Annotated in this window: 20 protein-coding genes; 2 read left to right on the top strand and 18 right to left on the bottom strand. The window is 57.3% G+C overall.

Features of this window, described 5'->3' with window-relative positions:
- Window positions 1-49: 49 nt before the first annotated feature.
- From hpf to PZA18_RS03800, 7 genes are all read right to left on the bottom strand, one after another.
- Window positions 50-382, bottom strand: a complete 333-nt coding sequence (hpf, locus tag PZA18_RS03830) for a ribosome hibernation-promoting factor, HPF/YfiA family (RefSeq protein WP_284099472.1) — start codon at window positions 380-382, stop codon at window positions 50-52.
- A 40-nt stretch (window positions 383-422) separates the two neighbouring features.
- Window positions 423-1,847 (bottom strand): RNA polymerase factor sigma-54, encoded by a 1,425-nt coding sequence (locus PZA18_RS03825; protein ID WP_284099471.1) that lies wholly within the window; start codon window positions 1,845-1,847, stop codon window positions 423-425.
- Between the two features lie 160 nt (window positions 1,848-2,007).
- A complete protein-coding gene (lptB, locus tag PZA18_RS03820) occupies window positions 2,008-2,730 on the bottom strand; it encodes an LPS export ABC transporter ATP-binding protein (protein WP_284099470.1) in 723 nt (240 codons plus the stop codon).
- A complete protein-coding gene (lptA, locus tag PZA18_RS03815; RefSeq protein WP_284099469.1) occupies window positions 2,727-3,263 on the bottom strand; it encodes a lipopolysaccharide transport periplasmic protein LptA in 537 nt (178 codons plus the stop codon). Before lptA ends, lptB begins: the two co-directional genes overlap by 4 nt.
- On the bottom strand, window positions 3,244-3,819 hold the full coding sequence (gene lptC, locus PZA18_RS03810; protein ID WP_284099467.1) for an LPS export ABC transporter periplasmic protein LptC: 576 nt from the start codon (window positions 3,817-3,819) through the stop codon (window positions 3,244-3,246). The genes lptA and lptC overlap by 20 nt, the downstream gene beginning before the upstream one ends.
- 4 nt (window positions 3,820-3,823) lie before the next feature.
- On the bottom strand, window positions 3,824-4,309 hold the full coding sequence (locus PZA18_RS03805) for a KdsC family phosphatase (RefSeq protein ID WP_284099466.1): 486 nt from the start codon (window positions 4,307-4,309) through the stop codon (window positions 3,824-3,826).
- A gap of 45 nt (window positions 4,310-4,354) precedes the next feature.
- A complete protein-coding gene (locus PZA18_RS03800; protein ID WP_284099465.1) occupies window positions 4,355-5,353 on the bottom strand; it encodes a KpsF/GutQ family sugar-phosphate isomerase in 999 nt (332 codons plus the stop codon).
- 148 nt (window positions 5,354-5,501) lie between these two features.
- Here PZA18_RS03800 and PZA18_RS03795 point away from each other — a divergent pair, with 148 nt between their 5' ends.
- On the top strand, window positions 5,502-7,472 hold the full coding sequence (locus tag PZA18_RS03795) for a cation:proton antiporter domain-containing protein (protein WP_284099464.1): 1,971 nt from the start codon (window positions 5,502-5,504) through the stop codon (window positions 7,470-7,472).
- Window positions 7,473-7,555: 83 nt separating this feature from the next.
- Here PZA18_RS03795 and PZA18_RS03790 read toward each other — a convergent pair whose 3' ends face one another.
- Entirely contained in the window at window positions 7,556-8,197 is a 642-nt protein-coding gene (locus PZA18_RS03790; RefSeq protein ID WP_284099463.1) for a prepilin-type N-terminal cleavage/methylation domain-containing protein, read from the bottom strand.
- A 257-nt stretch (window positions 8,198-8,454) separates the two neighbouring features.
- On the opposite strand from PZA18_RS03790, the gene PZA18_RS03785 reads away from it, so the two are divergent.
- Entirely contained in the window at window positions 8,455-10,176 is a 1,722-nt protein-coding gene (locus PZA18_RS03785) for a sensor histidine kinase (RefSeq protein ID WP_284099462.1), read from the top strand.
- Window positions 10,177-10,200: 24 nt separating this feature from the next.
- Here the strand turns inward: PZA18_RS03785 and PZA18_RS03780 are convergent, their stop codons facing one another.
- From PZA18_RS03780 to PZA18_RS03735, 10 genes are all read right to left on the bottom strand, one after another.
- Window positions 10,201-10,977: a type II secretion system protein gene (locus PZA18_RS03780; protein ID WP_284099461.1), complete on the bottom strand. Its 777-nt coding sequence runs from the start codon at window positions 10,975-10,977 to the stop codon at window positions 10,201-10,203.
- An 8-nt stretch (window positions 10,978-10,985) separates the two neighbouring features.
- Window positions 10,986-12,125 (bottom strand): hypothetical protein, encoded by a 1,140-nt coding sequence (locus PZA18_RS03775; RefSeq protein ID WP_284099460.1) that lies wholly within the window; start codon window positions 12,123-12,125, stop codon window positions 10,986-10,988.
- A 25-nt stretch (window positions 12,126-12,150) separates the two neighbouring features.
- Window positions 12,151-12,585, bottom strand: coding sequence for a hypothetical protein (locus PZA18_RS03770; protein WP_284099459.1), 435 nt, complete (start codon window positions 12,583-12,585; stop codon window positions 12,151-12,153).
- Between the two features lies 1 nt (window position 12,586).
- The gene (locus tag PZA18_RS03765) at window positions 12,587-13,210 is read right to left on the bottom strand and encodes a hypothetical protein (protein ID WP_284099458.1); all 624 of its coding nucleotides are present in this window, start codon (window positions 13,208-13,210) and stop codon (window positions 12,587-12,589) included.
- The gene (locus tag PZA18_RS03760; protein ID WP_284099457.1) at window positions 13,185-14,831 is read right to left on the bottom strand and encodes a hypothetical protein; all 1,647 of its coding nucleotides are present in this window, start codon (window positions 14,829-14,831) and stop codon (window positions 13,185-13,187) included. The genes PZA18_RS03765 and PZA18_RS03760 overlap by 26 nt, the downstream gene beginning before the upstream one ends.
- 1 nt (window position 14,832) lies before the next feature.
- Window positions 14,833-16,035: a type II secretion system F family protein gene (locus PZA18_RS03755; protein WP_284099456.1), complete on the bottom strand. Its 1,203-nt coding sequence runs from the start codon at window positions 16,033-16,035 to the stop codon at window positions 14,833-14,835.
- A 3-nt stretch (window positions 16,036-16,038) separates the two neighbouring features.
- Window positions 16,039-17,736 (bottom strand): GspE/PulE family protein, encoded by a 1,698-nt coding sequence (locus PZA18_RS03750; protein WP_284099455.1) that lies wholly within the window; start codon window positions 17,734-17,736, stop codon window positions 16,039-16,041.
- A 32-nt stretch (window positions 17,737-17,768) separates the two neighbouring features.
- A complete protein-coding gene (locus PZA18_RS03745) occupies window positions 17,769-19,490 on the bottom strand; it encodes a tetratricopeptide repeat protein (protein ID WP_284099454.1) in 1,722 nt (573 codons plus the stop codon).
- Window positions 19,491-19,661: 171 nt separating this feature from the next.
- Window positions 19,662-21,551, bottom strand: coding sequence for a pilus (MSHA type) biogenesis protein MshL (mshL, locus tag PZA18_RS03740; RefSeq protein WP_284099453.1), 1,890 nt, complete (start codon window positions 21,549-21,551; stop codon window positions 19,662-19,664).
- Window positions 21,552-21,655: 104 nt separating this feature from the next.
- A complete protein-coding gene (locus tag PZA18_RS03735) occupies window positions 21,656-23,071 on the bottom strand; it encodes an AAA family ATPase (RefSeq protein ID WP_284099452.1) in 1,416 nt (471 codons plus the stop codon).
- Between the last annotated feature and the right edge of the window lie 130 nt (window positions 23,072-23,201).

The following is a 23,201-nucleotide window of genomic DNA, read 5'->3' as shown; positions in this document are numbered from 1 at the left end:
AACGGGAACAGTGTCCCAGACTGTTCCCGCCTTCCCTCTATCCGCCGAATTATTCAGAAATTGCTGCCTGATGTTTCAGTGCATCGTTAGTGTGTCGCCCATTATGTAGTCTTTCCTTGTGCTTGATGACTTGTCTATCGAGTTTGTCTGCCAGGGCATCAATGGCTGCATACATGTCCGCTTCAACCGCTTCTACATGAATGTCCTTGCCGCGCAGGTGAACATTGGCCTCAATACGCTGTTGCAGCTTGTCGACCGATAAGATCACGCCTATATCAATCACATGGTCGAAATGTCGCGTGACCCGCTCCAGCTTTGTCATCACGTACTCCCGGATGGAAGGTGTGATTTCGAGGTGATGTCCACTGATGGTCAGGTTCATGGTGCTCTCCTTCAGAGAAGAAAATTACTGCCAATAGGTGCTAAAGGGACTTTCGCTGATTGACGGGAGGGATTTGCAGGGACTCCCTGTACTTGGCGACGGTGCGGCGCGCGACCACAATTCCTTGCTTCGCCAAGGTGTCGGCAATTGCGCTATCAGATAGCGGTTTCTTTGGATCTTCACTGCCAACGAGTTGTTTGATGAGCGCCTTGATGGCGATTGCGGAACACTCGCCGCCGGTATCTGTTTCGACATGGCTGCCGAAAAAGTATTTGAACTCGTAGATACCACGCGGGGTAAGCATGTACTTTTGGGTGGTGACGCGAGAAATCGTCGATTCGTGCAAATCTAGCTCCTCCGCGATGTCACGCAATACAAGGGGCCTCATCGCCACTTCGCCATACTCAAAAAACTTCTGCTGGCGTTCAACGATGGCCTGCGCAACTCGCAGAATAGTTTCAAACCGTTGCTGCACGTTCTTAATCAGCCATTTGGCTTCTTGTAGCTGGCTAGCCAGTGGTGCCGAAGAGTCGCGCTGTTCGCGCAGGATGTTCGCGTACAACTGATTAACCTTTAGCTTTGGAACCGCCGCCCCATTGAGCTGGACTTGCCAGCCTTGCTTCTGCTTTTTGACGACGACATCGGGCACGATATAGCGGGTATCGCTCTCACCGTAATCGGCACCTGGCCTTGGATTCAGGCGCCGGATAACCTCTTGCGCGGCCTTCAAATCTTCGTCAGAGCATTTAAGCGTTTTCTTAATCTTACTGTAGTCTTTATTTGCTAATAAATCGAGATGGTTCTCAACAATCTGTTGGGCAAGCGGCAAGGCCGGCTCATCCGAGGGTTGCGCGGCCAGCTGCAAAGCCAGACAGTCCTTGAGATCGACCGCGCCAACGCCACAAGGTTCCAACTGTCGTACTAGCTGATGGGCGATTTTGAGCTCGTCGATTTCTATTTCAAATTCTTCGACTAGCTCTGGGGGGAGCAGTTCAAGAATTTCTTCGAGTGATTGGGTGAGATAGCCATCTTCATCCAGCGCATCGATAACCAAGGTTGCACCAGCACGGTCGCGCATCGACAGAGGAAGCAAGCCGATCTGTTCCAGCAGGAATTCGCGTAAGGTTGGGATCTGAGCGATATTGGCGCCAGGATCGTAGTCGCCATCATCGTCATCTCGGCGCTGTCCGCCAGAAGCTTCCTGCCAAAGGCCGTCGCCTTCAAACGGTTCGCTTTCACTGGATGAGGACTCTGTTGATTCTGCCTGCTGGGCTTCGGCGGGAGCTTCAGTAGCTTCGTTGTGGCTGGCTTCTTCGGTACGCTCCAGCATCGGGTTTTCCAGCAGGAAGCGCTCAATCTCCTGGTTCAGGTCAAGCGTGGAAAGCTGCAACAGCTTGATGGACTGCTGCAATTGAGGGGTGAGGGTAAGTTGCTGCGAGAGCTTGAGTTGTAAGGATTGTTTCATCGCATCGCAAGGACCTCGGGCCTGCCGGAGTTTCTATGGTTCGGCGTCTGACGGGGTCGTTGTCTGGCGCCGGGAGTCACTACAGTACTACAGCCTTGTGTAATGCGCGATGGCCGTTGGGCCGGGTCTTGTTTAGTTCTATTGGTTGATAGGTTGAGGTTTACAGTTTGAAGTGTTCGCCCAGGTAAACCCGTCGCACATTCTCGTTATAGACAATTTCTTCTGGCGTCCCGTCTGCCAGAACCGAGCCCTCATTGATGATATAGGCCCTATCGCAGATACCAAATGTCTCGCGAACGCTATGATCGGTAATCAGAACACCAATGCCCCGCGACTTCAAAAAACGGATGATTTTCTGAATATCCATCACCGCAATCGGATCAACGCCTGCAAAGGGCTCATCCAAAAGGATGAAGCGTGGTTCGGCGGCTAGAGCACGGGCGATCTCGGTGCGGCGTCGTTCGCCGCCCGATAGCGATAAGGCGGGACTATCTCGCAGGTGCACGATATTGAGGTCATGCAACAGCTCGTCAAGCCGCGCTTCTACGGCTTCGGCGCCAGATCGGTGCAACTCCAGAATGGCCTTGATGTTTTCTGCGACAGTCAGTTTGCGGAAGATAGACGCTTCCTGCGGCAGATAGCCCAAGCCTAATCTGGCGCGCTGGTGAATGGGTTGTCGGGTAATGTCGGTTTCATCAAGAAAAATCTTGCCGCTATTGGCGGCGACCAGCCCGACGATCATGTAGAAGCTGGTGGTTTTACCCGCGCCGTTTGGCCCTAGCAGCCCAACGACCTCGCCGCTATCGACATGCAGCGAAACATCACGTACTACGGTGCGGGCTTTATAGCGCTTCTGCAGATTGTGTGCGGCCAGTCTGCTCATGGTTTGGCGCCGGGAGTTGTGGGGTTGTTCTTCTTGGGAATGATGGTCATCTTTACCCGCCCCGGTTTGCCGCTGGCGTCCTTGCCGCCCTCGACACGATATTCCTCGGTTTGCGCATTGTAGAAAATTCGCTCCCCCGTCGCCTCATCGTTGATGCGCTTGAGATAAGCGTGGCCAATCAGCCGCAGGTCGCCTTTGGCACCATCGTACTCAGCGCGATCGCTACGAGCTTCGAGCATGCCGCCACCTTCTAGCTTTTGCTTGAACTGCACGGGCTTGCCTTCGGCTTCCAGATATTGATTGCCTGTTTTGTCTTCCCAGATCGTTGCTTTGTCCGCCTTCATCTGCAGCGAGCCTTGAACGACCGTCACATTGCCCTGCAAGACGTTTCGGGAATTGCGGGTATCCGTGCTGGTGGTCTCGGCTTCAACATGAATGGGCTGATCCCGATCGGCCAGTTCGGCCCGTGCAGTAGCAAAGGTGCTGACAAGTAAGAGCAATACCAATAGCGGCTTAACGTTTTGGTTGGGCATAGTCGATTTTCACTTGAGAGTGCAGATTCATGATCTGCTGGGCATTGTTGTAGTCGAAGCCAACGGCCGAGAGTCTGTTGTGGCCAGATTCGGCAGTGACGGCCTGATCAGACTTGGCTAATCCATCGGCAGCATTGGCCCACAGACGTGAGGTACGGACGGTCAGCGGCAGGTCTCCGGCGTGAGGTTCTCTAACCATGACAACATTGCCATCGAACCAGACTTCGTGGCCGCGATCGAGAATGCGAGCCCGATCTGCGCTGATGTTGAGGACGGGGCTGCCGGTAATGGTGCGGCGCATGCGTGCTTCGGCCAACTCGGCTGAGTCATCATCCGGGTAGTGCAGCATCTTGCGCGCGGATAACTCATAAATCGGTTTGCCATCCTCGCCCAAAGACAGCGCGGTGAAATTCTCGATAACCGTGTCCGGCTCATGTTTCACCGGTCCCGGCACAAACAAGGGGATGGTCGTGATGCGATCCAGCGCCAATGCCAAGGCGGCGAGGCCAGCCAGCAGGGCAATCGGGAAGGCAATGGCGGAGTGGTCGGTGTTCATCTGTTTAGTTCAAATAACGCGCCATTTGTGCGTCGAAGGTTCCTTGGGCCTGCATCAGTACTTCGCAAAGTTCGCGTACTGCGCCGCAGCCTCCTGCTGCTCCCGTAACGTAGTGGGCATGCTGGCGGACAAGTTCAGGCGCATCTGGCACGGCTACCGCAAACTGGCAACGCCGCATAACCGGCAAGTCGATTACGTCGTCGCCCATGAATCCGCACTGATCAGGTGTGAACTGCGTGGCGGCAAGCAGTTTTTCGAAGGCTTCGAGTTTGTCGTGCGCACCGAGGTGCAGGTGATGGATGCCGAGGTTGCGGGCGCGATGTTCAACCAGCCGGGAGTGGCGGCCAGAAATAATCGCCAGTTCAACGCCAGACTGCTTCAGCATTTTCAATCCATGACCATCGAGTGCATTGAATGCTTTAAGTTCCTGCCCATCATCGGTGTAGTAGAGGCGGCCATCGGTCATGACGCCATCGACATCAAAAATCATCAACTTGACTGCTCTTGCACGCTCTTGCAATTCGTTTACTCCCAATCAGACCACGCCTGCTCGTAGCAGGTCGTGCATATTCAAGGCGCCTACCAATTTGCCGTGATCGAGTACCAGCAAGCCGTTCTTCTTGCGGGTTTCCATGATCTGCACCGCTTCGGCAGCCAGATGGCTGGCGTCTATGCATAGCGGATTCCGGGTCATGACGGATTCGATCAGGGTGGTGGACAGGTTGATGTCACGATCCAGTGCCCGTCGCAAGTCTCCATCCGTAAACAGGCCGACCAGATTGCCGTTGGCATCCACAACGGCAGTCATGCCCAGCCCTTTGCGACTGACTTCAAACAGCGCATCCTTGACCGAGGTGCCGACGGGAACTATTGGCAATTCATCGCCACTGTGCATGATGTCCCGGACATGGACGAGCAGCTTGCGGCCCAGGCTGCCACCAGGATGGGACAGCGCAAAATCTTCCCGACCAAAGCCTCGGGACTCCAGCAGGGTGACTGCCAGTGCATCACCCAACGCCAACGCTGCCGTGGTACTGGCCGTCGGTGCGAGATTGAGCGGGCAGGCTTCCTGATCGACTTTTGCATCAAGGTGAACGGTGGCCGCTTTGGCCAGTGTCGAGCTGGCATTGCCGGTCATGGCAATAATGGCGATGCCCTTGCGTTTGATGGCGGGTAGCAGGCTGGTGAGTTCTTCGACTTCACCTGAATTCGATAGGGCCAGCCAGATGTCGTCAGCGGTGATCATGCCTAGATCGCCGTGGGCGGCTTCTGCAGGGTGAACAAAGAACGCCGGTGTACCGGTGCTGGCCAATGTTGCCGCAATTTTACGGGCAATATGGCCGCTTTTCCCCATGCCGCTGACCACCACCCGACCTTTGCAGGACAGGATCATGGTATGGGCGCGGACAAATAGCGGATCGAGCCGCATAGCGACATTCAGGATCGCGTCGGCTTCGATCTTCAGGACATTGCGTGCCGAGGCCAGTACCGTCTGGATATCTGGTTCGGCGGAGGAGATTTGTGGTTCTGTCATAGGGTGAAAGTATAACAGGATGCGCCGGGCAGACCTTTGGATGGCGCCGAGCAGGCTTGGCTTGCGTTATGAACCTTTACAGAGCCACTGAACTTGAATTTCTATAATTGGGGCAGAGTGGGCAAACCCAATGCCCCTGAGGTGATTTATGCACGAAAGCTTGCGACTGGTGTTAATCCTGCTGGCGGCCGCTGTGGTGGCGGTCATTCTGTGTCGGGCGGCGAGATTGCCGGCCATGCTGGGCTACTTGCTTGTTGGGCTATTGATTGGTCCAAATGCTTTTGGTCTGGTCCACTCAAGTGCCGAAGCCAGCGAGCTGGGTGAATACGGGGTGGTTTTCCTGATGTTCAGTCTTGGGCTCGAATTCAGCTTGCCCAAGTTGATTTCAATGCGAACCACCGTGTTTGGCCTGGGATCCAGTCAGGTGATCGGCACCATGCTGATTACGGCCATCATCACCTTGTTGGCCGGCTTACCCTGGCAGACGGGCATTGCGCTAGGCGGCGCATTTGCCATGTCATCGACCGCGATTGTCTCGAAGTTGCTCGCAGAGCGAACCGAGGTCAATGCCACGCATGGTCAGAATGCCATCGGTGTGTTGCTGTTTCAGGATCTGGCCGTGGTACCGCTGCTGATCCTGATTCCGGCTTTATCCAAATCAGGCGATTCACTGTGGATGGCGCTGGGCATGGCCACACTGAAAATTGCGGTGGCCCTGGTGATTCTGCTGTATTTCGGACCGAAGTTACTGCGTCCCTTATTCCATCTGGTGGCCAAACAACGTTCACCGGAACTGTTTGTCTTGAATGTCTTGCTGGTGACGCTGGGGGTGGCATACGGCACCGGGGCTGCCGGGTTGTCGCTGGCGCTTGGTGCGTTTATTGCCGGCATGCTGATTGCCGAAACCGAATACCGCCATCAGGTGGAAGATGATATTCGACCTTTCCGCGACCTCTTGCTGGGTTTGTTTTTTATAACGATTGGCATGCAGTTGAATTTTCAGGTGCTGTGGCAACAGTTCTTCCTGATTGTACTGACTCTGCTGGGGCTTACGCTCGGAAAGCTGGTGCTGGTAGCGGCTTTGGCTCGTCTGTTTGGGCACGCACCAGGCCATGCCGCCCGAACCGGCATTGCTTTAGGGCAGGGCGGTGAGTTCGGCTTTGTATTGCTCGCGTTGGCGGCAGCTTCTGGCGTGGTATCGGAAAGTGTACGTCAGGTGGCGCTGGCGGCGGTTCTGCTATCCATGCTGGTTGCCCCCTTCCTGATTCAACAGTCCGACCGGATTGTGCGTCGGTTCATTGCATCGGACTGGATGTTTCAATCCATGCAATTGACGGCGCTGGCGGCGCGCACCATGGCCAGTTCTGACCACGTCATCCTGTGCGGTTACGGTCGTAGCGGTCAGGCGTTGGCAAGACTGCTGGAGCAGGAGGAAATTCCCTTCTATGCGCTTGATCTGGACCCGGAGCGAGTGCAGGAAGCTGCTGCCGCTGGTGAGCTGGTGGCGTTTGGAGATGCCACGCGCCGCGAAGTTCTGGCGTCGGTAGGACTGGCGCGTGCACGCGCCTTGATCATCACTTACAACGACACAGAGTCTGCATTGAAGATTCTGCACTTGGTGCAGGACGCACGACCGGACCTGCCGGTGATTGTCAGAACCGGCAATGATGCGGACATTGATCGGCTGCGGGCGGCCGGCGCAGACGAAGTGGTGGCCGAGGTGCTGGAAGGTAGTTTGATGCTCGGTTCTCACGCCATGATGCTTCTGGGAGTACCGCTGAATCGGGTCGTCAAACACATTCGCACGGCGCGTGAGGCGCGTTACAGCTTGTTTCGCGGTTTCTTTCGCGGCGTGACGGATGAAAGCCTGGCTTTGGATGACCATGCTCAGCCGCGCCTACATTCCGTGTTGCTGCCGGCAGATGCGGCGGCCGTCGGCAAGACATTGGCCGATATGCAGTTGGCAGGTTACGAAGTCGAAGTGAAGTCGGTTCGCCGACGCGGGCAGCGTGCCGAAGCACCTCCGCAAGACTTCAGTCTGCAAGAAGGCGATGTGCTGGTCTTGCTGGGACGTGAAGCGGATCTGGCCGCAGCTGAAGGGCGCTTGCTGCAAGGCTGAGTACCGGCAATGACCAAGAAAAACCCGCCAGATGGCGGGTCTGAAGGAGCGACCGGATGATGCCGGTCATTCGAGCAATAGTGTTAGAGGGTGCGGCAAACAGTGTAGGGCAGTGTTTCGTTGTACCGAGCACTTGTTGCGGCTGCACCCGGGGCGACATTGATTGAACCTGAGGCACCTACAGTCGCACGGATTGATCCCGTGCCCGGATTGCCGTCGTCCAGTTGAGTGTCAACCGCACCGGCTGCCTTGCCAGGCAAGCTGCCAAAACATAACAAATTCGGGCCAAGGCCACCGAGTACCCCTGCCGATGCTTGAGTAACGCCAACCAAACCATCATATGCGTTCTTTGGGAGGGCTGTGGCAACGACTGCGACTGTAGGGTCACCAGAAATTAAGCCGGCGTAACGCAGATGCCGCCAGAAGTTTAGGTTCTCACCGCCGAGAGTAAACGGGTTGCCTGGTGCGATCTGACCGTTACCATTCCCATTGGGTGAGCCAGCCCAGCCACGGGCAGTGGCTTGGTTATCATCCCCAGGGAGCGCCCTGTAACGATCCCGATAAGCATTCACGGCAGCAGAAATACCGTTGAAGTCGTTGATGACATTCTTGATCTTGCCGTTCTCAATCAATTCTTGACCTTTGAGTACGCCACCGAGCAAGAGGCCGATGATGACCAATACGATCGCAATTTCAATCAATGTGAAGCCGGATTGTTGTTTCATGAGGGGAGTCTCCTGGGAATCGGTCCGTTAACTGGACTCACTCCCGTTATAGCAATCCCTGTGCCATGCGTTTTGCGCCGATTCGCGTGTCAGATGGCCGGTTTGCTGACGGATACCCGACTGCTGTGTCGGTTTCCTGACAGCCGCCCGAAACGAGCTGCATCTGGTGATGCGTGTGCAGCGAGGGAGCGTGATGGGCGCAGGAAGACTGGTGCGGAATCAGCCCGCAATGGGTGGGTTTCGACCATAATCGAGACATGGAAAAGCGCGCCCCTTCTCTCCCTGCCTACCGGCCCATCATTTTTCAGTTCTCAAAAGGTGGCTCGTGGCTGCTGTTGATGAGCGGCTTGCTTTATCTCGCGCTCTTTAATCCGTTCGACTCGCTGGTGGTGCGTTCGCTGCTTTTGGCCCAGTACGGAATGTTCTGGCTCTGGCAGCCGTTGATACGGCCAGGATACCGGATGGACTGGCGCGGTATTGTCGCCATCTCGACAGGGGGTGTCTGCTTTCTGGCGTGGGGTGGCTGGTGGATGGTGGCCTTGTGGATTGCGCTGGTGATCTCCTTGTATGGTGGTCAAGGCGTACCTGCCCGTTTCAAGTGGCGTCGGCGTTTTCGCATGGGCTTACTGCTGTATTGGCTGATCTTGCTGCTGGTATGGGTGGTGCCCCATCTGACGTCTGATGTTCGTCTGCCGCAGTGGGGGGTGACGGGCTTGCGTTGGGGGCTGCCGCTAGGGCTGCTGTTGCTGGCGTTGTTGCCGGATGATCCGCCACGCCGTGAACGCGCGAGCAATGATTTTTTCTATAGCCTTTTGCTACTGCTGGTTATCGTGGTTGCCGTGCTGGGTACTTTGGCAGCCCGGCAGCTGTTTCATTTGGAGCATCTGGAGGCTTTGGCTGGAACGCTGCTTTGGCTGGGAGGATTGCTGCTACTGCTCGGGTGGCTGTGGAACCCGCGTGCAGGTTTTGCCGGGATTGGCACGCTATGGTCAGCGGGCATCTTGCGCTTGGGGTCACCTTTTGAGCAGTGGTCGTCCTTGCTGGCAGAGTTAAGTGGGCGGGGTGGCACTAGCCGGGCATTTCTGGAGTCTGCGGCCAGTGCCCTGCAGCAGTTGCCGGCGATTTCCGGTGGAGAGTGGCGTTGCGGTAACTTGCAAGGCGTGTTTGGCGAAATGGCCGATCATGTCAGCCTTCATCAGAAAGGGGAGCTCAGTCTAACGCTTTATGCAGATACCAGCGTTGCCCCGGCCCTCAAACTCCACTTTCAGCTGGCGACGGAGTTGCTCTACCAGTTCTATCTATCAAAACGACGGGAAGAGCAGCTGGCCGAGCAAACCTATATCGCTGCCGTGCATGAAACCGGTGCGCGTTTAACCCATGACATCAAGAATCTGCTGCAGTCGATGAAGGCTTTGTGCTCGGTAGCCGAAAGTGTTGAGGATCCTACGCGTTTGCAGGCCCTGTATGCTCGCCAGCTGCCGGAAATCACTCGGCGTCTGGAAACCACCCTCGATAAGCTGACCAAGCCGCAGCCAGACCAGCTGCCACCCCGGCCGACGGCCGCCGGGCAATGGTTTGCGTCGTTTGCCGCACGCTATGCCAACCATGCCGTTGAATTTTTGCCGTGTCGCCTGCGCGATGCCGATTGGTTGGACGCAGCGCTGTTTGATTCGATTGCCGACAACCTGATTCAGAACGCCTTACACAAGCAGGCCGCAAGGCCAGAAATCAGCATCAAGGTGGCGCTGGAATGGAAAGGGGCGATTGTGTTGACGGTGCAGGATAGTGGCGAGGCCATTGCAGCGGGCCTGCTTGAGAGGCTATTCAATGCCCCGGTAAGTTCGGCAACGGGCTTCGGACTGGGTCTGCACCAATCAGCCAACCTGGCACGCTCGCGTGGCGCCACGCTGGCGCTGGCACGCAATCGTTATGGTGAGGTGATGTTCAGCTTGGCAGCCCCGCCGATTTCGCATGATTAGATGCGAAATGTTGCGCAAGTGGCATCAAGGCAGCCGCCCAGCTGCGACGAGCCGGTTGAATAGCACCGGCGCGGGCAACCACCCTACAAGATCGTCGAACTCTCCACCCGTGCCTGCGGTTTCGCGCTTTTCGTGGCTAACGAAAGAACAGGAGAGATTGGTTGTGCCACCACTACAGGTACCTGTATCTGCGGTGTCTGGGAGGTTTCGGCCATCTGTATTGCCTCGTTCGTCAACGCCTGTTGGTTGTGGGTGCAAGACAAAGCCATCACCACGAGCGCCAAGGCCATTAGGACCATGCGATACCCAGACAGCGGGTACATTGGAGGCAAGAATCTGGGTACATGCATTGTTTTGACAAACGCGAGGGGTCGCAACACTGGCCAGTGTGAATGGCGGGGTTGTTGAAGAAAAGGTTATATCTACTCTATAGCGATATCGATTTCCCCATGGATCGCTACGACTCAGTCCTAGCGTCGTGGCGGGCAGCCAGCCTTCCTGGCTTGGGCAGACGCCCGCTACCCGCGCTTCCTCCAGCCCATCGCCATTGGTGTCCGGGCAAGGCAGGACAACACTGCCGGCGCGACTGATGGCGTAGCCGATCAATGCCTCCCTGATCGTGTCGAATGATTTGCGGGTTTCTGATTCGCGAGCCACATCGAGTTGGGTAGAGAGCGTCATCATCAATCCCCCCAGTAGTAAGCCCAGAATCACCATGACGGTTGCCAGCTCGGCGAGGGTAAAGCCAGCTTGACCGCTTGTTGAATGGGTGCAGGGGGAACGGCGGGTTCGCAATGACATGGAAGATCCTAACAATTCAGAGGTGCCCGGCTGACGGTGCTGCTGTTGCTGGCGGCATTCCAGGTCAGGCTGAAGATGCTATTGCAACCTTGCATGCGCAGGGTCGCGATATTGGGGCCGGTTACTTGGTAGTAAGAGGGGGGCGGTGTAGTGGGGATTTGCGAGTACAAGCCATTCGAGTCTGATTGATCATCCCAGACTAGCCAACTGCCGATCACGGCAATGCTTAGATTGGAGGGATAGCTGCCATGAGTGGCCCGGTACTGATCGACTTTCTGGCGGATGCCGTTGGTGAGCCGTTGTGCCAGCTGGTCAATAAACTGATCGCGCGTCACATAGGCAATGCGGTCGTTAAAGCTATTGGTGGGGTCGGCGTTAACGAAGACCAGATTATTGACGGCATGGTTGATGACGCCATTACACGGTGGCGTGCCACCGCTGATGGTGTAGCGGTCCAGATAATTGGCGGGGGCTGGCGCAGCGCCGTTGCGGACCTGTCCGGTCAATGCCTCGCCTGGCGCAATCACGATGAAAGCCACCTGATTCGATAGCACCTGACCGTTAGCGTTACAAACTGTGAGCCAAGGGTGCAGGGGCGGGGTTTTCAGGTTGGCAGGGGTGATATAGCGGTTGCCTGCAGTTCCCGGGAGGTTTGTGTAGCTGCCGCCTGCCGCATCATCAAGCACATTTTGCGAGGCGACGTACCATAGCCTCTCACCCGCGCCGTCGCGCAATTCGCCGCTCAGACTGTCTTGGCGAGGCATTCCAGCATCTCGACTTTCACAAGGACCAATCTCACCTTGCCAGGCCAGCTTACCCAAAAAAAGGTTGTTGGTAAGAGGGGCTGCTCCACTCGGGCAATCAGCGAAGCCATCGTAATTACCATCGGCATTCCTGTCCGGATAGGGCAGCAATCCTGGCGGTACCGGTAAGTTATCGTCTCGCCCCAACGCCCATCCCATGAGCGCTGTCTTGGCCAGGTTCAATGCAGGCTGGGTGCCTTGCTGTTCACGTATTGTCTGATTATTCGGAGTGTTCAGCTTGGACAGGATCAGGCTCATCAGGCCGACACCAGCCACCAGCAGGAACAACAGAATCGTGTTGCCGCGCTGCGACCGGGGGCGGGGGTGGGCTGGATAGGTCTTCATAAGCTGTTTGCAGCAATCTCTGTGCCTATTTGAGCGTCTTTATCTGGGGCTGATAGGCGTCTTTGATGGTTTCGCTGCCAGTATCGAGAGTTTGTCCTACCTTGAGCCTGGCCCGGCGCCCGTCCGGCAGGGCAATCACCACGGTTTGGGCGGTTAGCGGGGTGGCTGAGATGTCGTAGCCCTCGTTGCTGCCGGTATAGCGCTTGCCGTTTATCCAGATGGTCGGTAGGCCCTGCTCGCGTTTGATGATGCCGGAAAGGGTCACGTTGTCCGGTGGGGTTGGCTTGATGGCTTCAATTGGACTGGATTCGATCGTCTGTTGGGCCGCCGGCCCTCCTTGGCGGATCAGTTCCATCTGTTGCCTTTCGGCTGGCGTGAAGAACAATCGCCCCAGTTTTGAGTCATCGGCCCAAGCTCCACCAAGGGGAAGCAGCGTGGCTATGAGCAGACCGTAGCGCATGTCAGCCTCCTGTTACCGGTATTGGCGCCGGTGCATTCAAGGTAATGATGTCGGCTTCGCAGTGAACGTCGAGATTGGTGTCTTTTTTGTTGCTGGTTTCGCGGATCAGCAGGCAACTTTGCAAGAGGTGGGCGCCCGCGACTTGCTTGAGCCGATCTGTCATCTGCAGCACGTCGCCTTCATGGTACGCCTTGGCATCCAGCGATAGCCGGCTGGCAAAGAACTGCATATTGTCCAGCGGCTGGCTGGGCGCCTGCTCAAACGGACGCTGAGGGGTGATGGTCAGCTTCAGGGATTGAGGATTGCCACTCTCGACCAGCGCGCTGTAATAGTCGATCCAGGGCATGCGTTGCTCCGGGCCGATCACCCCGTTTTTTTTGAGCGTCAGAAATTCGTTCCGGAAGCCGTTATAGGCTTCCCTGTCACGCTTGGACGCTTCTGCGCGGGTTTCCGCGTCCGCCAGCGTGGTGGCGGCAGCCTGGTTGCTGGCCGTCTGAATCCGACGGCTATGTATCGCGCTGCCGATCAAGCCTGCCAGCAACAGGCTGACCAGCAACAGGTTGCGTAGTGGAAGGAACAGGCGGCGCAGAACCTCCTGCTTACTGGTTGGCTTGGGTTTGGCCATGGCTTTGTGTCACAAGGGGGTAGACCACTTTGAGGGTAAAGTCCGCATCAGGGGGCGTGAGTTCGCTGTTCAGGCTGATGCGACCGCTTGCTGACGGATCAATGGGCAGGCGTAGTGGGGTAATGATCGTTCCTGGCTGAATGCGCAAAGCTGCCGAGAACTGATTGATGAGTTGCATGGCATTGCGATAACGCGCGCCTTGGTCGATGGCCCGGCCAGTAAGCAGGATGACGACGTATTGAGGGGTGGCGGTTGGGGGGCTACTGCCTTCATTCACTGCGGGGGCGGCGGGTGGCACTGCCTCGGTTTGAGGGGGTGGGTTGTTGACTTCGACACCGTTCGCGCCCGGCTCGAATCCGGTTGGCAAGGTGTCTGGCGTCTGGGTAACCAGCCAGCCAAGGCGATCCAATGCAATGCCGGGAAATTGCTCCAGAACCTGCGACAAGCGGATGGCGTCACCGCGAAACCCCGGCCATTGGCTGGATAGTTCTCTTACGGCCAGTACCGCGCTTTTCATGGCTTCGGGGGTTGGCTCGCCCGGTTGTGTTGGCGGAGCGTTCTGGCGGTAGGTTTCTTCTGCAACCACGATGCGTTGTTGAATGGCCTGGGTTGCCAGGTACAGCTGGCGGCTGTCCCAGGCCAAGGCCGAGGCGGCAGCCACACCGGCGATCAGCAGGCCGATAGCCCCGCGATTGATCGCTAGCCCTGCCTGCCATAGACGGTATTCATACAGCTGCTGTGGCGGAGCATAAACATTGGGTGGCCGCTTGCGGCTGAGTAGCCTGAGCAGAAATTGCTCGGTGCTGCGTGCCTCGGCTGGAAAGGGCACGCCGGTTTTCTGGGCCAGTGTTTCAAGACTGTAGAACTCGAAACTGATCTGACTCTGATCCGTACACACGGCGCGCAGAGCTTCCAGTTCGAACTCGCAGGCAAGTACCAGTACTTTCATGCTGTCATCACGGCCGATACTGCGGGTACTGGCCAGAAACTGCCGAGCCCTTACCGCTTCGGCAACCAGCGTCTGGCCGACGTGTTCCAGCCCTTCGTCACCCAGCACAGTCAGGCGGCTGAACTTGAGGGCGCCGTCGGCAAGATAGGTCTGGCGCAGGCCGCTGCCATGTTGACGGGTCACCAGCAGCACATTGGCTTTCTCGCCGACGAGCTTGGTGGCCAGGCGCATCTTCATCAGTGCCACCGAGTAAATACCAATCAGACGGCAATCAGGAACCTGCAGCCGGCGAATCCAGTTGTCGATCTGACCGGTATTGGTCAGGGCCGTGAAAAGTACCCGATCATCACGCCGCCCCTCGGGCTCCCGCCCTTGATGGGTGCTGGTGCGGTACACCAGACCACGAAATAGCTGGTCTTGCCGGCGGGCGATGATCTTCCGGCTATCACCAAATGTCAGGTGCGGTACGGTATCAAGCCGGAAGTCTTCCTCGAAGACATCAACCAATACCCGATAGAAACCACCGGGGTGGCTGGCAATAAACTGCTCGAAAGCCTGCAGCCCAGGCTCGTTTTCCTCGAATTCGGCCACGGTTTGCAGCTGATCGCCTTCCTCCTGATAGAGATACAGGTGGGTCTGGCAAATGAAGATCAGATAATGCGTGCTTGCCATATCAAGTTTTGATCTTGGTGATGAGGTCGTAGATCGGCCCGAGCACAGAGAGCATGACGGTGCCGAGGATCAGACCCAGTACAACCGTCATGACAGGTTCGATCAGCGCCTGGATTTTTTCGATCGACTCTTTCACATCCCGGTTATAAAAATAGGCGACGTTCTGTAACGAAGTGTCGATGGCGCCAGTGTCTTCGCCCACGCGTAGCATGCGTAGCACCAGCGGCGGAAACATGCGCACCCGCTCGAAACTGTTGGTGACGCTCTGACCTTCTGCAATCTGGTCGCGCACCTCGGTCAATCCTTCACCGATCGTCAGGTTGCCGACCACGCCTTCCAGAATGCGAATGCACTCCAGAATGGTGATACCGGCGCCGTAAAGCAGCGCAAAGTAATTGGCCAGGCGGGCCATGACGATTTTTTCGAGAATGCCGCCAATGAATGGCATTTTCAGCTTCAGGTAGTCCACCCGGAATTGATAACGTGGATCAAGCGCCTTCCAGGCCGCCATGCCGGCGAGAATGGCAACCGGGATCAGCGGCAATACCCACCAGTGGTGCTGAAGGAATTCTGAAATGGCAATCAGCACACGGGTTTGCAGCGGTAGTTCCTGCTGCATGCTGCGGATGAATTTGACGAGCTGTGGTACCAGCCAGATCAGCAGAAACAGGGTGACGCCGACGACGATGGTGCCCACAAAGGCGGGGTACATCAGCAGCTTCTTGGTCTGCGCTGCCAGCTCGTCCTGCCATTTCAGTGTTTCCACCAGATTCTTGAGCACATCGGGCAATTGGCCCGATGCCTCGCCAGCGCGGATCAGGTTGACGAAGACGGTATCGAAAACCTTGGGGTGGGCAGAAAGGGCCTGCGATAGCTGCTGGCCGCCTTCGATGTCTTCGACCACATTGGCGATGATTTCGCGAAAGGTCGGGTGGTCGATCGAGTCACGCAGATCGACCAAACCATCGAGCAGGGGCACGCCAGCTCGCGTCAGTTGTTCCAGATGAAAACAGAAGGTGATCAGATCCTGGCGTTTGATGTTCTTGCTGGCGAACAGGCTGGGGCGATACTCGATGGCAGCGGCGTCGATTAGATCGAGACTGATGCGCGACAGCCGGCCCTCCAGATCAATCGGATTGGTCGCTTCCAGCTTGCCGCGGATGATGCGGCCTTTGGGATCGACGGCTCGATATTTGAACAGCATCGCTTAAAGCACCCGGTCGGTCAGATCGACCACTCTTGAGATTTCATCCAGTGAGGTGACCCCTTGCAGCACACGCCTGCAGGCATCTTCTGCCAGTGGCCGGAACCCTTTGGCCAGTGCCAGTTTGCGTACTTCGCGTGCTGTGGCGCGGCGGGCGATCAGCTCGTCCAGTTCATCATCCAGTTTGAGAATCTCAAGGATCGACAGCCGCCCTTTATAGCCTTGATTGTCGCAATCGTCGCAGCCCTTGGCGGCATACAGGGTCAGCGCTTGGGCGGACTCGCGCAGACCGAGCAGGCGACGCTCGAAATCGTCGGCCAGGTAGGGGGTCTTGCAGTGATTGCAGAGCTTGCGTATTAGCCGCTGGGCAATCACACCGATGATGTTGCCAGCCATGATGTCGGGCAGAACGCCGATATCGAGCAAGCGCGGAATGGCGCCGACGGCTGAGTTGGTATGCAGGGTCGAGTAAACCTGATGGCCGGTCATCGCGGCCCGGAATGCCATTTCTGCGGTGTCATGGTCGCGGATTTCCCCAACCAGGATCACATCCGGGTCTTGCCGCATCATTGAGCGGATACCATTGGCGAAGTCGATTTTCTCGGTCACCGAAGTTTGCCGGATCATGGGCAGTGGATACTCGACCGGGTCTTCCAGCGTCATGATGTTGACGTCGGTGCTGTTGATGTGGGAGAGGATCGAATACAGCGTTGTGGTCTTGCCCGAGCCGGTAGGGCCCGTCACCAGAATGATGCCCTCGGGGCGGGCGATCATCAGTTTCAGTAGGTTCAGGTTGTCTTCTGGCAGCCCCAGCTTGTCGAGGGGGACCAGGCCCTTCTGACGGTCAAGAATCCGCAGGACGACGTTTTCACCGTGCGTGGTAGGTTGGGCGGCAACCCGGAAATCCAGCTGTCGTCCCGCCAGCTGCAAGGAGATGCGGCCATCCTGCGGCGCACGGGTTTCTGCAATATTCATATTGGACATCACCTTCAGCCTGACCACCATGGCTGGCCAATAGGTGCGGTGCAGACTGCGGATCTGCCGTAGCACGCCATCTATCCGGTAGCGGATGCGCACAAATGACTGCTCTGGCTCGAAGTGAATATCTGAGGCGCCACGGTGGACAGCATCTGCCAGCAGTGCATCAATCAGGCGCACCACGGGTTGTGAATATTCGGCATCGGCCGACTGCAGACTGGCGTAGTCGATTTCACCGGTCTCGATTTCATTCAGGATGCCGTCAATCGACAGCTCGAAACCGTAGTACTGATCAATCGCCCGAATGATGTCGGATTCGGCGCCGAGTACGGGTTCCAGCTCGTAACTGTCTTTGATCAGGGCTCTGACCTGATCCAGCGCAACCAGATTGTTCGGGTTGGCCATCGCCAGCGTCAGCCTGCGGTTGGCGGTATCCAGCGAGATGGGCAGCATGTGGTGGCGTTTGGCCACGTCTTTGGGGATCAGCTGGATGGCAGCGGCGTCGATCAACACCCGCGAGAGGTCTACGCTTTCCTGCCCCAGGTTTTCGGACAAGGCTTCGCGCAAGGTGGCGTCGGACACAAAGCCGAGCCGTACCAGCTCCTTACCCAGAGGCGCACCGGTCTTGCGTTGTTCGAGCAGGGCGATTCTTAACTGGTCATCGGAAATGATGCCCTTGTTGACCAGCAATTCGCCCAGGGGGAGCTTACGTTTTTCTGTCATGTAGCAGTGGGCTGGGCTCGGATTGGAGTGGGCTAGAGGGTTTCGAGCCGGCGAGCCACGGTGGCCTTGTCGAAACTGAAACCATGCTTGTCGGCCAGGTTGAGTGCCTTGCGGTAATACTCGGCGGCCAGCTTGCGCTCGCCGAGGTTGTCGAGGCCAATTGCCAGGTTGTAGGCAAAGTCAGGGTTGTCTGGCGCGAGGGAATAAGCCCGGAAGTAATACTGTTGGGCTTCAGTCCACTGGCCCCGTCCGGCATAGAAGGCCCCGAGCGCTGCGGCGGCCTGCGGGTCGGCCTGCTCTTCAACCGCCTGTTTCAGACGGGCCTCGGTCCGTGCCGGATCTTTGCTGTCTCCAAGCGCCAGTAGCGCGCTACGGGCAGCCTCGTCGGTCGGGTACTCGGCCAACAGCCGGTGGTACCACTGCCGGGCTTCTTCCAGGCGGCCGCGCTTGGCTGCAATGGCAGCCAGCCCGAGCATGGCATCCCGATTATGCGGATCAGCTTCGAAGGCGCGCCGATAGAACTCGGCAGCCCGGCTGAGTTCTCCGCGCTGGAAGGCTTCATAGCCGAATGTGACATTCGGCGGGATGGTTGGTGACGACTCGCTACGGACAAAGCGGATTTCGTGGTCGGCAGACGCCGGGGCTACCTCAATCAGTTTGCCGCCGTCCTTGGCGGGAGGCGAAGGGGGCGCCAGCTTGGCGGTTGAGCCTGACGGGGGGGGAGGGGCCGCCGGCAGGGCCGTGTTGCTTGAGGTGGCAGGTTGACTGGCAGGAGAAGTCTGTGTGCTCGGTTGTGTTGCCACAACGGGAGCCGATGGGGCTTCTGCAGGGGGTGTTACCGGTGTGGTGGCTGAGGGTGCTGCCGCATGCTCCGCGGGGGCAGGCGTCGCTGCGGGGGTGGGTGCCGCGCTATCTGGCGGGTTGGCCCCGGCCGCTGGAACTTGGGAAGGCGGCGGATTGTTGAGTACCAGACTACTGGAGGCCAGCGAGTTAGCGCCGTTCAGTTTCCACCATAACCAGGCGGATACGCCGCCAAGCGCGATCAAGCCAACGGCTGCCACGGCAATCAGCCGCTTCGGCTGCGCTTTATTGCCCGGCTTTTTGGTGTCGAACAGGGCTTGTGCAGCCTTTGGGCTGGGCTTGGGCATCGCAGTACCCGTGGTGGCGCTGACATTGGTCTGCGCTGGCGTGGCGGGTGCGGTGGTAGGGGCCGAGGTCGGGTTTATCACGGGCTGCGGGGGCGGGGCACTCACCGCAGCCGCAGGAGCCTGGGTAACGAGGACTTCCTCCGCTGCGGGCTGGGGCGCAGGGGCTTCCTGGGCGTCTGCCTTGCTGTCTGTCGGTTCAGCCGGTGTGGGCTGGCTGACCAACTCCAGGCCGCTGCCGGAGGATTTGCGTTGCCCGAGCCGGTTGGCGGCTGCAGCTAACCGTGCCTGATCCTCTGCGGAGGACTCGGTGCCGACCTCCTGCGATGCCGGCGCCTGCGGTGCCCCTGCATCGGCCGATGAAGATTCGAAAGTCAGCGGGGCCAGTTCCAGTGTGCTGCTTGCGGGGATCGGGGCATCTTCCGTGGTGTCGAGTTGGGGAAATTCGAGGTTGGCGCTGCCAGCCTCCGGTTTGGGTATTTCGGTGTCCTCTGCTTGCTGCAGTAAGGGGCCCTCGCTGGGCTCCGCACCTTCCAGTGACGGCTCCGCCCGCATTCGTAAGCGCTTGGCTTCTTCAGCCTTCTTCATGGCTTCCAGCAAAAGGCTCATGGTCGTCTATTCCATCTACGTCTTTGCAACGGTTTGCAAACTAGATTGCACGGTCGTGATCAACATAGATCAACGAGCCGACATCCGACGGATTCCCGCCGGCTTCTTCCGCCTGATAGCGCTTGCGCAGGTTGCAAACCATCATGGAGCGAAAAAGGGCGGGTATCGCACTTACATGCTTGGCAGGCCGGATTTGAATACGCTGATTTCGTCCTCTTTTTTCTCAAAGAAGTCATTCTGCGGCTGATATTTCGCGTATTCCTTCAGATCGGTGTTGAGGCTCGGGTCTCGTACGATGGTTGGGCGAATGAAAATCACCAGCTCATTCTTTTTGCCCACATCGTTCCGGGCCGCGAACAGCTCGCCAATGCCCGGCACTCTTGAGAGGAAGGGTACGCCGTTACGCAGATCCTGCACGCTGTCCTGAATCAACCCGCCCAAAACCGCGACCTGTCCGTTAGACAGCTTGAGCGTCGATTCGATTTCACGCACCTGGATTTCAGGAATCTGGTTATCAAAGCCTGAACCGCCAAGGCGTGGTCCAGGGTCGGGCCGATAACCGATGATGCGTGAAATGGTCGGACGGACGTTGATCGACACGGTGTCGTCGTTGCTGATCTGCGGTGTTACGTTCATGACCACGCCAACCGGCACGGTATGGATCTCTGATTTGTATTCACGCCGCTCTGGAGAGGTGCTGGTTGCCTCGCGGACCTCGACCGCTGTCGTGAAGTACACCTTTTCATCCACTACTTTCAGGATAGCCGGCTGGTTGTTCAAGGCCATGATTTTGGGGCTGGATAGCACCTTGGCCTTACCGAACTGCTCTAGTAGACGTACGGTGGCCGTCAGATCGCCGCGCAGGAGAGAGCTGGCTTTCTTGGTGTAGCTAAGAATGGTGACGGGTGCAGTCTGTAAAGATGCCGCCGTAATGACCTGCGCGATGTTTGCCTGATTATCGGTGGTGTCGCCTACCCGGCTCCAATCGACTCCCGCTTGGTATTGATCATTCAATTCAACTTCGACGATCGTGGCCTCGATCATCACCTGACGGCGGGCGCTTTCAGTGATCAGATTGATGAATTCCTGAATTTTCTCATGCTGGCGATGCGTGGCGTTGACGGTCACGATGCCAGTCTCCGGATGGATCGTGACATTCGGATCTTTTTCCTTGTTGGCATCGGCTTGTTGGGGCTTGGTGCTGTCCTTGCCGGCAGCTTTGGCATCGTTACCAAGCACCTGGCTAAGTAAGGCTGGAGCGCCGGCACCTGCGCTGGCTACTGCCTGTGCGGCTTTCAGCCGCTCTTCGCGCTCTTGTTTGTCTTTCTCGGCTTTTCGAACCGATAGTTCGACTGACTTGCCGGCCTCCGCAGCTTCGAGTGCTTCCATCTGCTCTTTTTGTGTGGCCGAAACCTTGTTGCTGCTGTCGAGAATGTTGCGGATGCCCTCATTCAGTCTTTCCCAGAATTTGTTCTCGGCGGCATTGGTGACTTCAGTCAGCGAACAGTTTTCCAGTTTGCCGCCACATTCAGTGGTGGAGCTGGGGTTGCCTCTCGTCACGCCACCGCCGGCTGCGGCCAGGGTCGTGGCAATGGTCACCGTACCCTTGAGCGAGCGGCTCATGTTGACGTAATCGACTTTGTAAGTCTTCAAGAAAGCTTGATCCGGGCGAACCTGCAGAACATTCCCTTCCAGCGAATAGTGCATATCCACCTGCTGGCTGATGCGCGATAACAGTTGCGGCAGGGTTTGATTCAGGGCATTGATGGTGACGCGACCGCTGACCAGAGGATGGACATCGACGTTGATCTTGGCGTCCCGCGCCAGAGCGAACAGCAATTCACGGACCGGCGTGTTGGTGACAACGACGCTATAGGTTTCTGCCTTGGGGGAGGGTTTGGGGGCCGGCAGATAAATAGGTTGGTCGATAGGTTTGGGTGCTTCACCTGTGCGTGAAGGAGAGGGGTCGATATGCCGACCCCGCGTGACATCAATCGGCGAAGTGACACAACCGGTTGTCAGGCAGAGGGCGAGCAAGGAGGCGATTTGCCGGATTTGCATTTCTCTTTTTAAACCGTTGGTTAGAGAATATATCTAACAATATACGCAAAATATGGCGGGTTTGATTATTTGAAGTTTTTGATCAATTTCCCGGCTATTTCTCGCTATCTATTTGCTGCAATTGAGATTTTCTCTCCCACCTCCTTACGGATACCGCCCACAGTGCGTAGAAGTGGCCTGTGAGATAACAGTTCGCCGGGTAATTGCTTTAATGCCTGCATGGCCGATTGCTGGTCGGGATATAAACCCAGCATCACACCGTAGTGGTGTCGCCCATTGGCCTGTGTCGGATATATATATAAACGGTCCAGCGGAACTGAACGGGCGGCTTGTTCCAGAAAGCGTGTCAGCGCCTTCTCGTTGTCGCGGTCGGCCAGGATCAGTTGAATGGCGAATTCGCCCGCATTGGCCGTGCCGAGTAGTTCGGTGCCGGCCGTGAGGCGTGTCGATACCACGTCCGGTGTTGTGGCTGCGGTTTGCAATGGGGCGGGGTGGACGGCAGATGTCGGTGTGGTTGGTGCGGCGGCTGGCGTGGTGGGCGCGACAGTCGTCGTCGGTTGCACAGATGGCGCCGGCCGCTCCGGCTTGGCTGTTGAGTGCGGTGCCGTCACTGGCGAGCGATGTCCGACTTGAGGAATTGCCAGCCCCAGCCCCAGTCCCAGCCCCAGCAGGGCAATTCCCGCAAGGTAGGGTTGACCACGCTTCCAGCGTGCGGGACGGAACTGGCTGTCCTTGATGGCGGCACGAGCCTGGCTGTCGGTGACTTCGTGCTTCCCGGTGGCGTAGGCGGCCAGCAATGACTTGTCGGCAAGAATGTTGATGCGACGGGTCAAGCCCTCAGACTCGGCACTGATCAGCTTGATGGCGGATGCAGAGAAAATGTCTGGCCCACGATAGCCAGCCGTACGCATACGAAACGACAAATATTCCTTGATGTCCGTTCGCATCAGGGGTGCCAGCTCAAAACTATGGGTGATCCGTTCGCGCAATTGACGCATCTCCGGTACCGCCAGTTTGGTATCCAGCTCGGGCTGACCAAACAGCACGAGCTGCAGCAGCTTGTGATGGCCATGTTCCAGGTTCGATAACAAGCGGATTTCTTCCAGACTCTCCGGGGGCATGGCATGCGCTTCATCAATCAACACCACCACCTGGCGGCCGGCGGCGAACCGCTCGATCAACGCATCCTGCAGCAGACGTATCAGCACGGTGGAGCGCGCACCATCCAGCTCCAGCTTGAGGTCATCGGCAATCGCCAGCAGGATTTCCTCGCGACTCAAACTGGGGTTGGCCAGGTAAACGGTATCAATCGTTGCGGGTAGCTTTTCCATCAACACCCGGCACAGCATGGTTTTGCCGGCACCAACCTCTCCCGTCACCTTTACCAGCCCTTCACCATGCACGACTGCATAGATGAGAGCCTCCAGCGTGGCACCGCGATTCGCCCCGGCGTAAAAGAATTCGGTATGAGGGGTGATCTTGAACGGCGGTTCTTTCAAACCATAGTGTTCCAGATACATGCGTCGGCTCCGTTCCAGAATGAATGTGTCTTGCTTGGCGGCTGAGGAGACTTCTTCCCTGGCCCAAACTTGGTTGACGTCTGACTGGCTGATCGCGCTTTAGCAGCAAAACCTTTCGGGATTCTGGCGG

Origin of the sequence: Parachitinimonas caeni, from assembly GCF_030129945.1 — a bacterium.
Lineage (GTDB): Bacteria > Pseudomonadota > Gammaproteobacteria > Burkholderiales > Chitinimonadaceae > Parachitinimonas > Parachitinimonas caeni.
Note: the sequence above shows the minus strand (reverse complement) of the source record. Positions and strands in the feature narration are given on the sequence as shown.

Excerpts from the sequence above, each read along its gene's own strand:
- lptB (WP_284099470.1), bottom strand. The coding sequence starts at position 2,730 with ATGAGCAGACTGGCCGCACACAATCTGCAGAAGCGCTATAAAGCCCGC.
- PZA18_RS03775 (WP_284099460.1), bottom strand. The coding sequence starts at position 12,125 with ATGAAGACCTATCCAGCCCACCCCCGCCCCCGGTCGCAGCGCGGCAAC.
- PZA18_RS03780 (WP_284099461.1), bottom strand. The coding sequence starts at position 10,977 with ATGTCATTGCGAACCCGCCGTTCCCCCTGCACCCATTCAACAAGCGGT.
- PZA18_RS03770 (WP_284099459.1), bottom strand. The coding sequence starts at position 12,585 with ATGCGCTACGGTCTGCTCATAGCCACGCTGCTTCCCCTTGGTGGAGCT.
- PZA18_RS03745 (WP_284099454.1), bottom strand. The coding sequence starts at position 19,490 with ATGAGCCTTTTGCTGGAAGCCATGAAGAAGGCTGAAGAAGCCAAGCGC.
- PZA18_RS03800 (WP_284099465.1), bottom strand. The coding sequence starts at position 5,353 with ATGACAGAACCACAAATCTCCTCCGCCGAACCAGATATCCAGACGGTA.
- lptC (WP_284099467.1), bottom strand. The coding sequence starts at position 3,819 with ATGAACACCGACCACTCCGCCATTGCCTTCCCGATTGCCCTGCTGGCT.
- PZA18_RS03795 (WP_284099464.1), top strand. The coding sequence starts at position 5,502 with ATGCACGAAAGCTTGCGACTGGTGTTAATCCTGCTGGCGGCCGCTGTG.
- hpf (WP_284099472.1), bottom strand. The coding sequence starts at position 382 with ATGAACCTGACCATCAGTGGACATCACCTCGAAATCACACCTTCCATC.
- PZA18_RS03765 (WP_284099458.1), bottom strand. The coding sequence starts at position 13,210 with ATGGCCAAACCCAAGCCAACCAGTAAGCAGGAGGTTCTGCGCCGCCTG.
- PZA18_RS03750 (WP_284099455.1), bottom strand. The coding sequence starts at position 17,736 with ATGACAGAAAAACGTAAGCTCCCCCTGGGCGAATTGCTGGTCAACAAG.
- PZA18_RS03805 (WP_284099466.1), bottom strand. The coding sequence starts at position 4,309 with ATGATTTTTGATGTCGATGGCGTCATGACCGATGGCCGCCTCTACTAC.
- lptA (WP_284099469.1), bottom strand. The coding sequence starts at position 3,263 with ATGCCCAACCAAAACGTTAAGCCGCTATTGGTATTGCTCTTACTTGTC.
- PZA18_RS03785 (WP_284099462.1), top strand. The coding sequence starts at position 8,455 with ATGGAAAAGCGCGCCCCTTCTCTCCCTGCCTACCGGCCCATCATTTTT.
- PZA18_RS03735 (WP_284099452.1), bottom strand. The coding sequence starts at position 23,071 with ATGTATCTGGAACACTATGGTTTGAAAGAACCGCCGTTCAAGATCACC.
- PZA18_RS03790 (WP_284099463.1), bottom strand. The coding sequence starts at position 8,197 with ATGAAACAACAATCCGGCTTCACATTGATTGAAATTGCGATCGTATTG.
- PZA18_RS03755 (WP_284099456.1), bottom strand. The coding sequence starts at position 16,035 with ATGCTGTTCAAATATCGAGCCGTCGATCCCAAAGGCCGCATCATCCGC.
- PZA18_RS03760 (WP_284099457.1), bottom strand. The coding sequence starts at position 14,831 with ATGGCAAGCACGCATTATCTGATCTTCATTTGCCAGACCCACCTGTAT.
- PZA18_RS03825 (WP_284099471.1), bottom strand. The coding sequence starts at position 1,847 with ATGAAACAATCCTTACAACTCAAGCTCTCGCAGCAACTTACCCTCACC.
- mshL (WP_284099453.1), bottom strand. The coding sequence starts at position 21,551 with ATGCAAATCCGGCAAATCGCCTCCTTGCTCGCCCTCTGCCTGACAACC.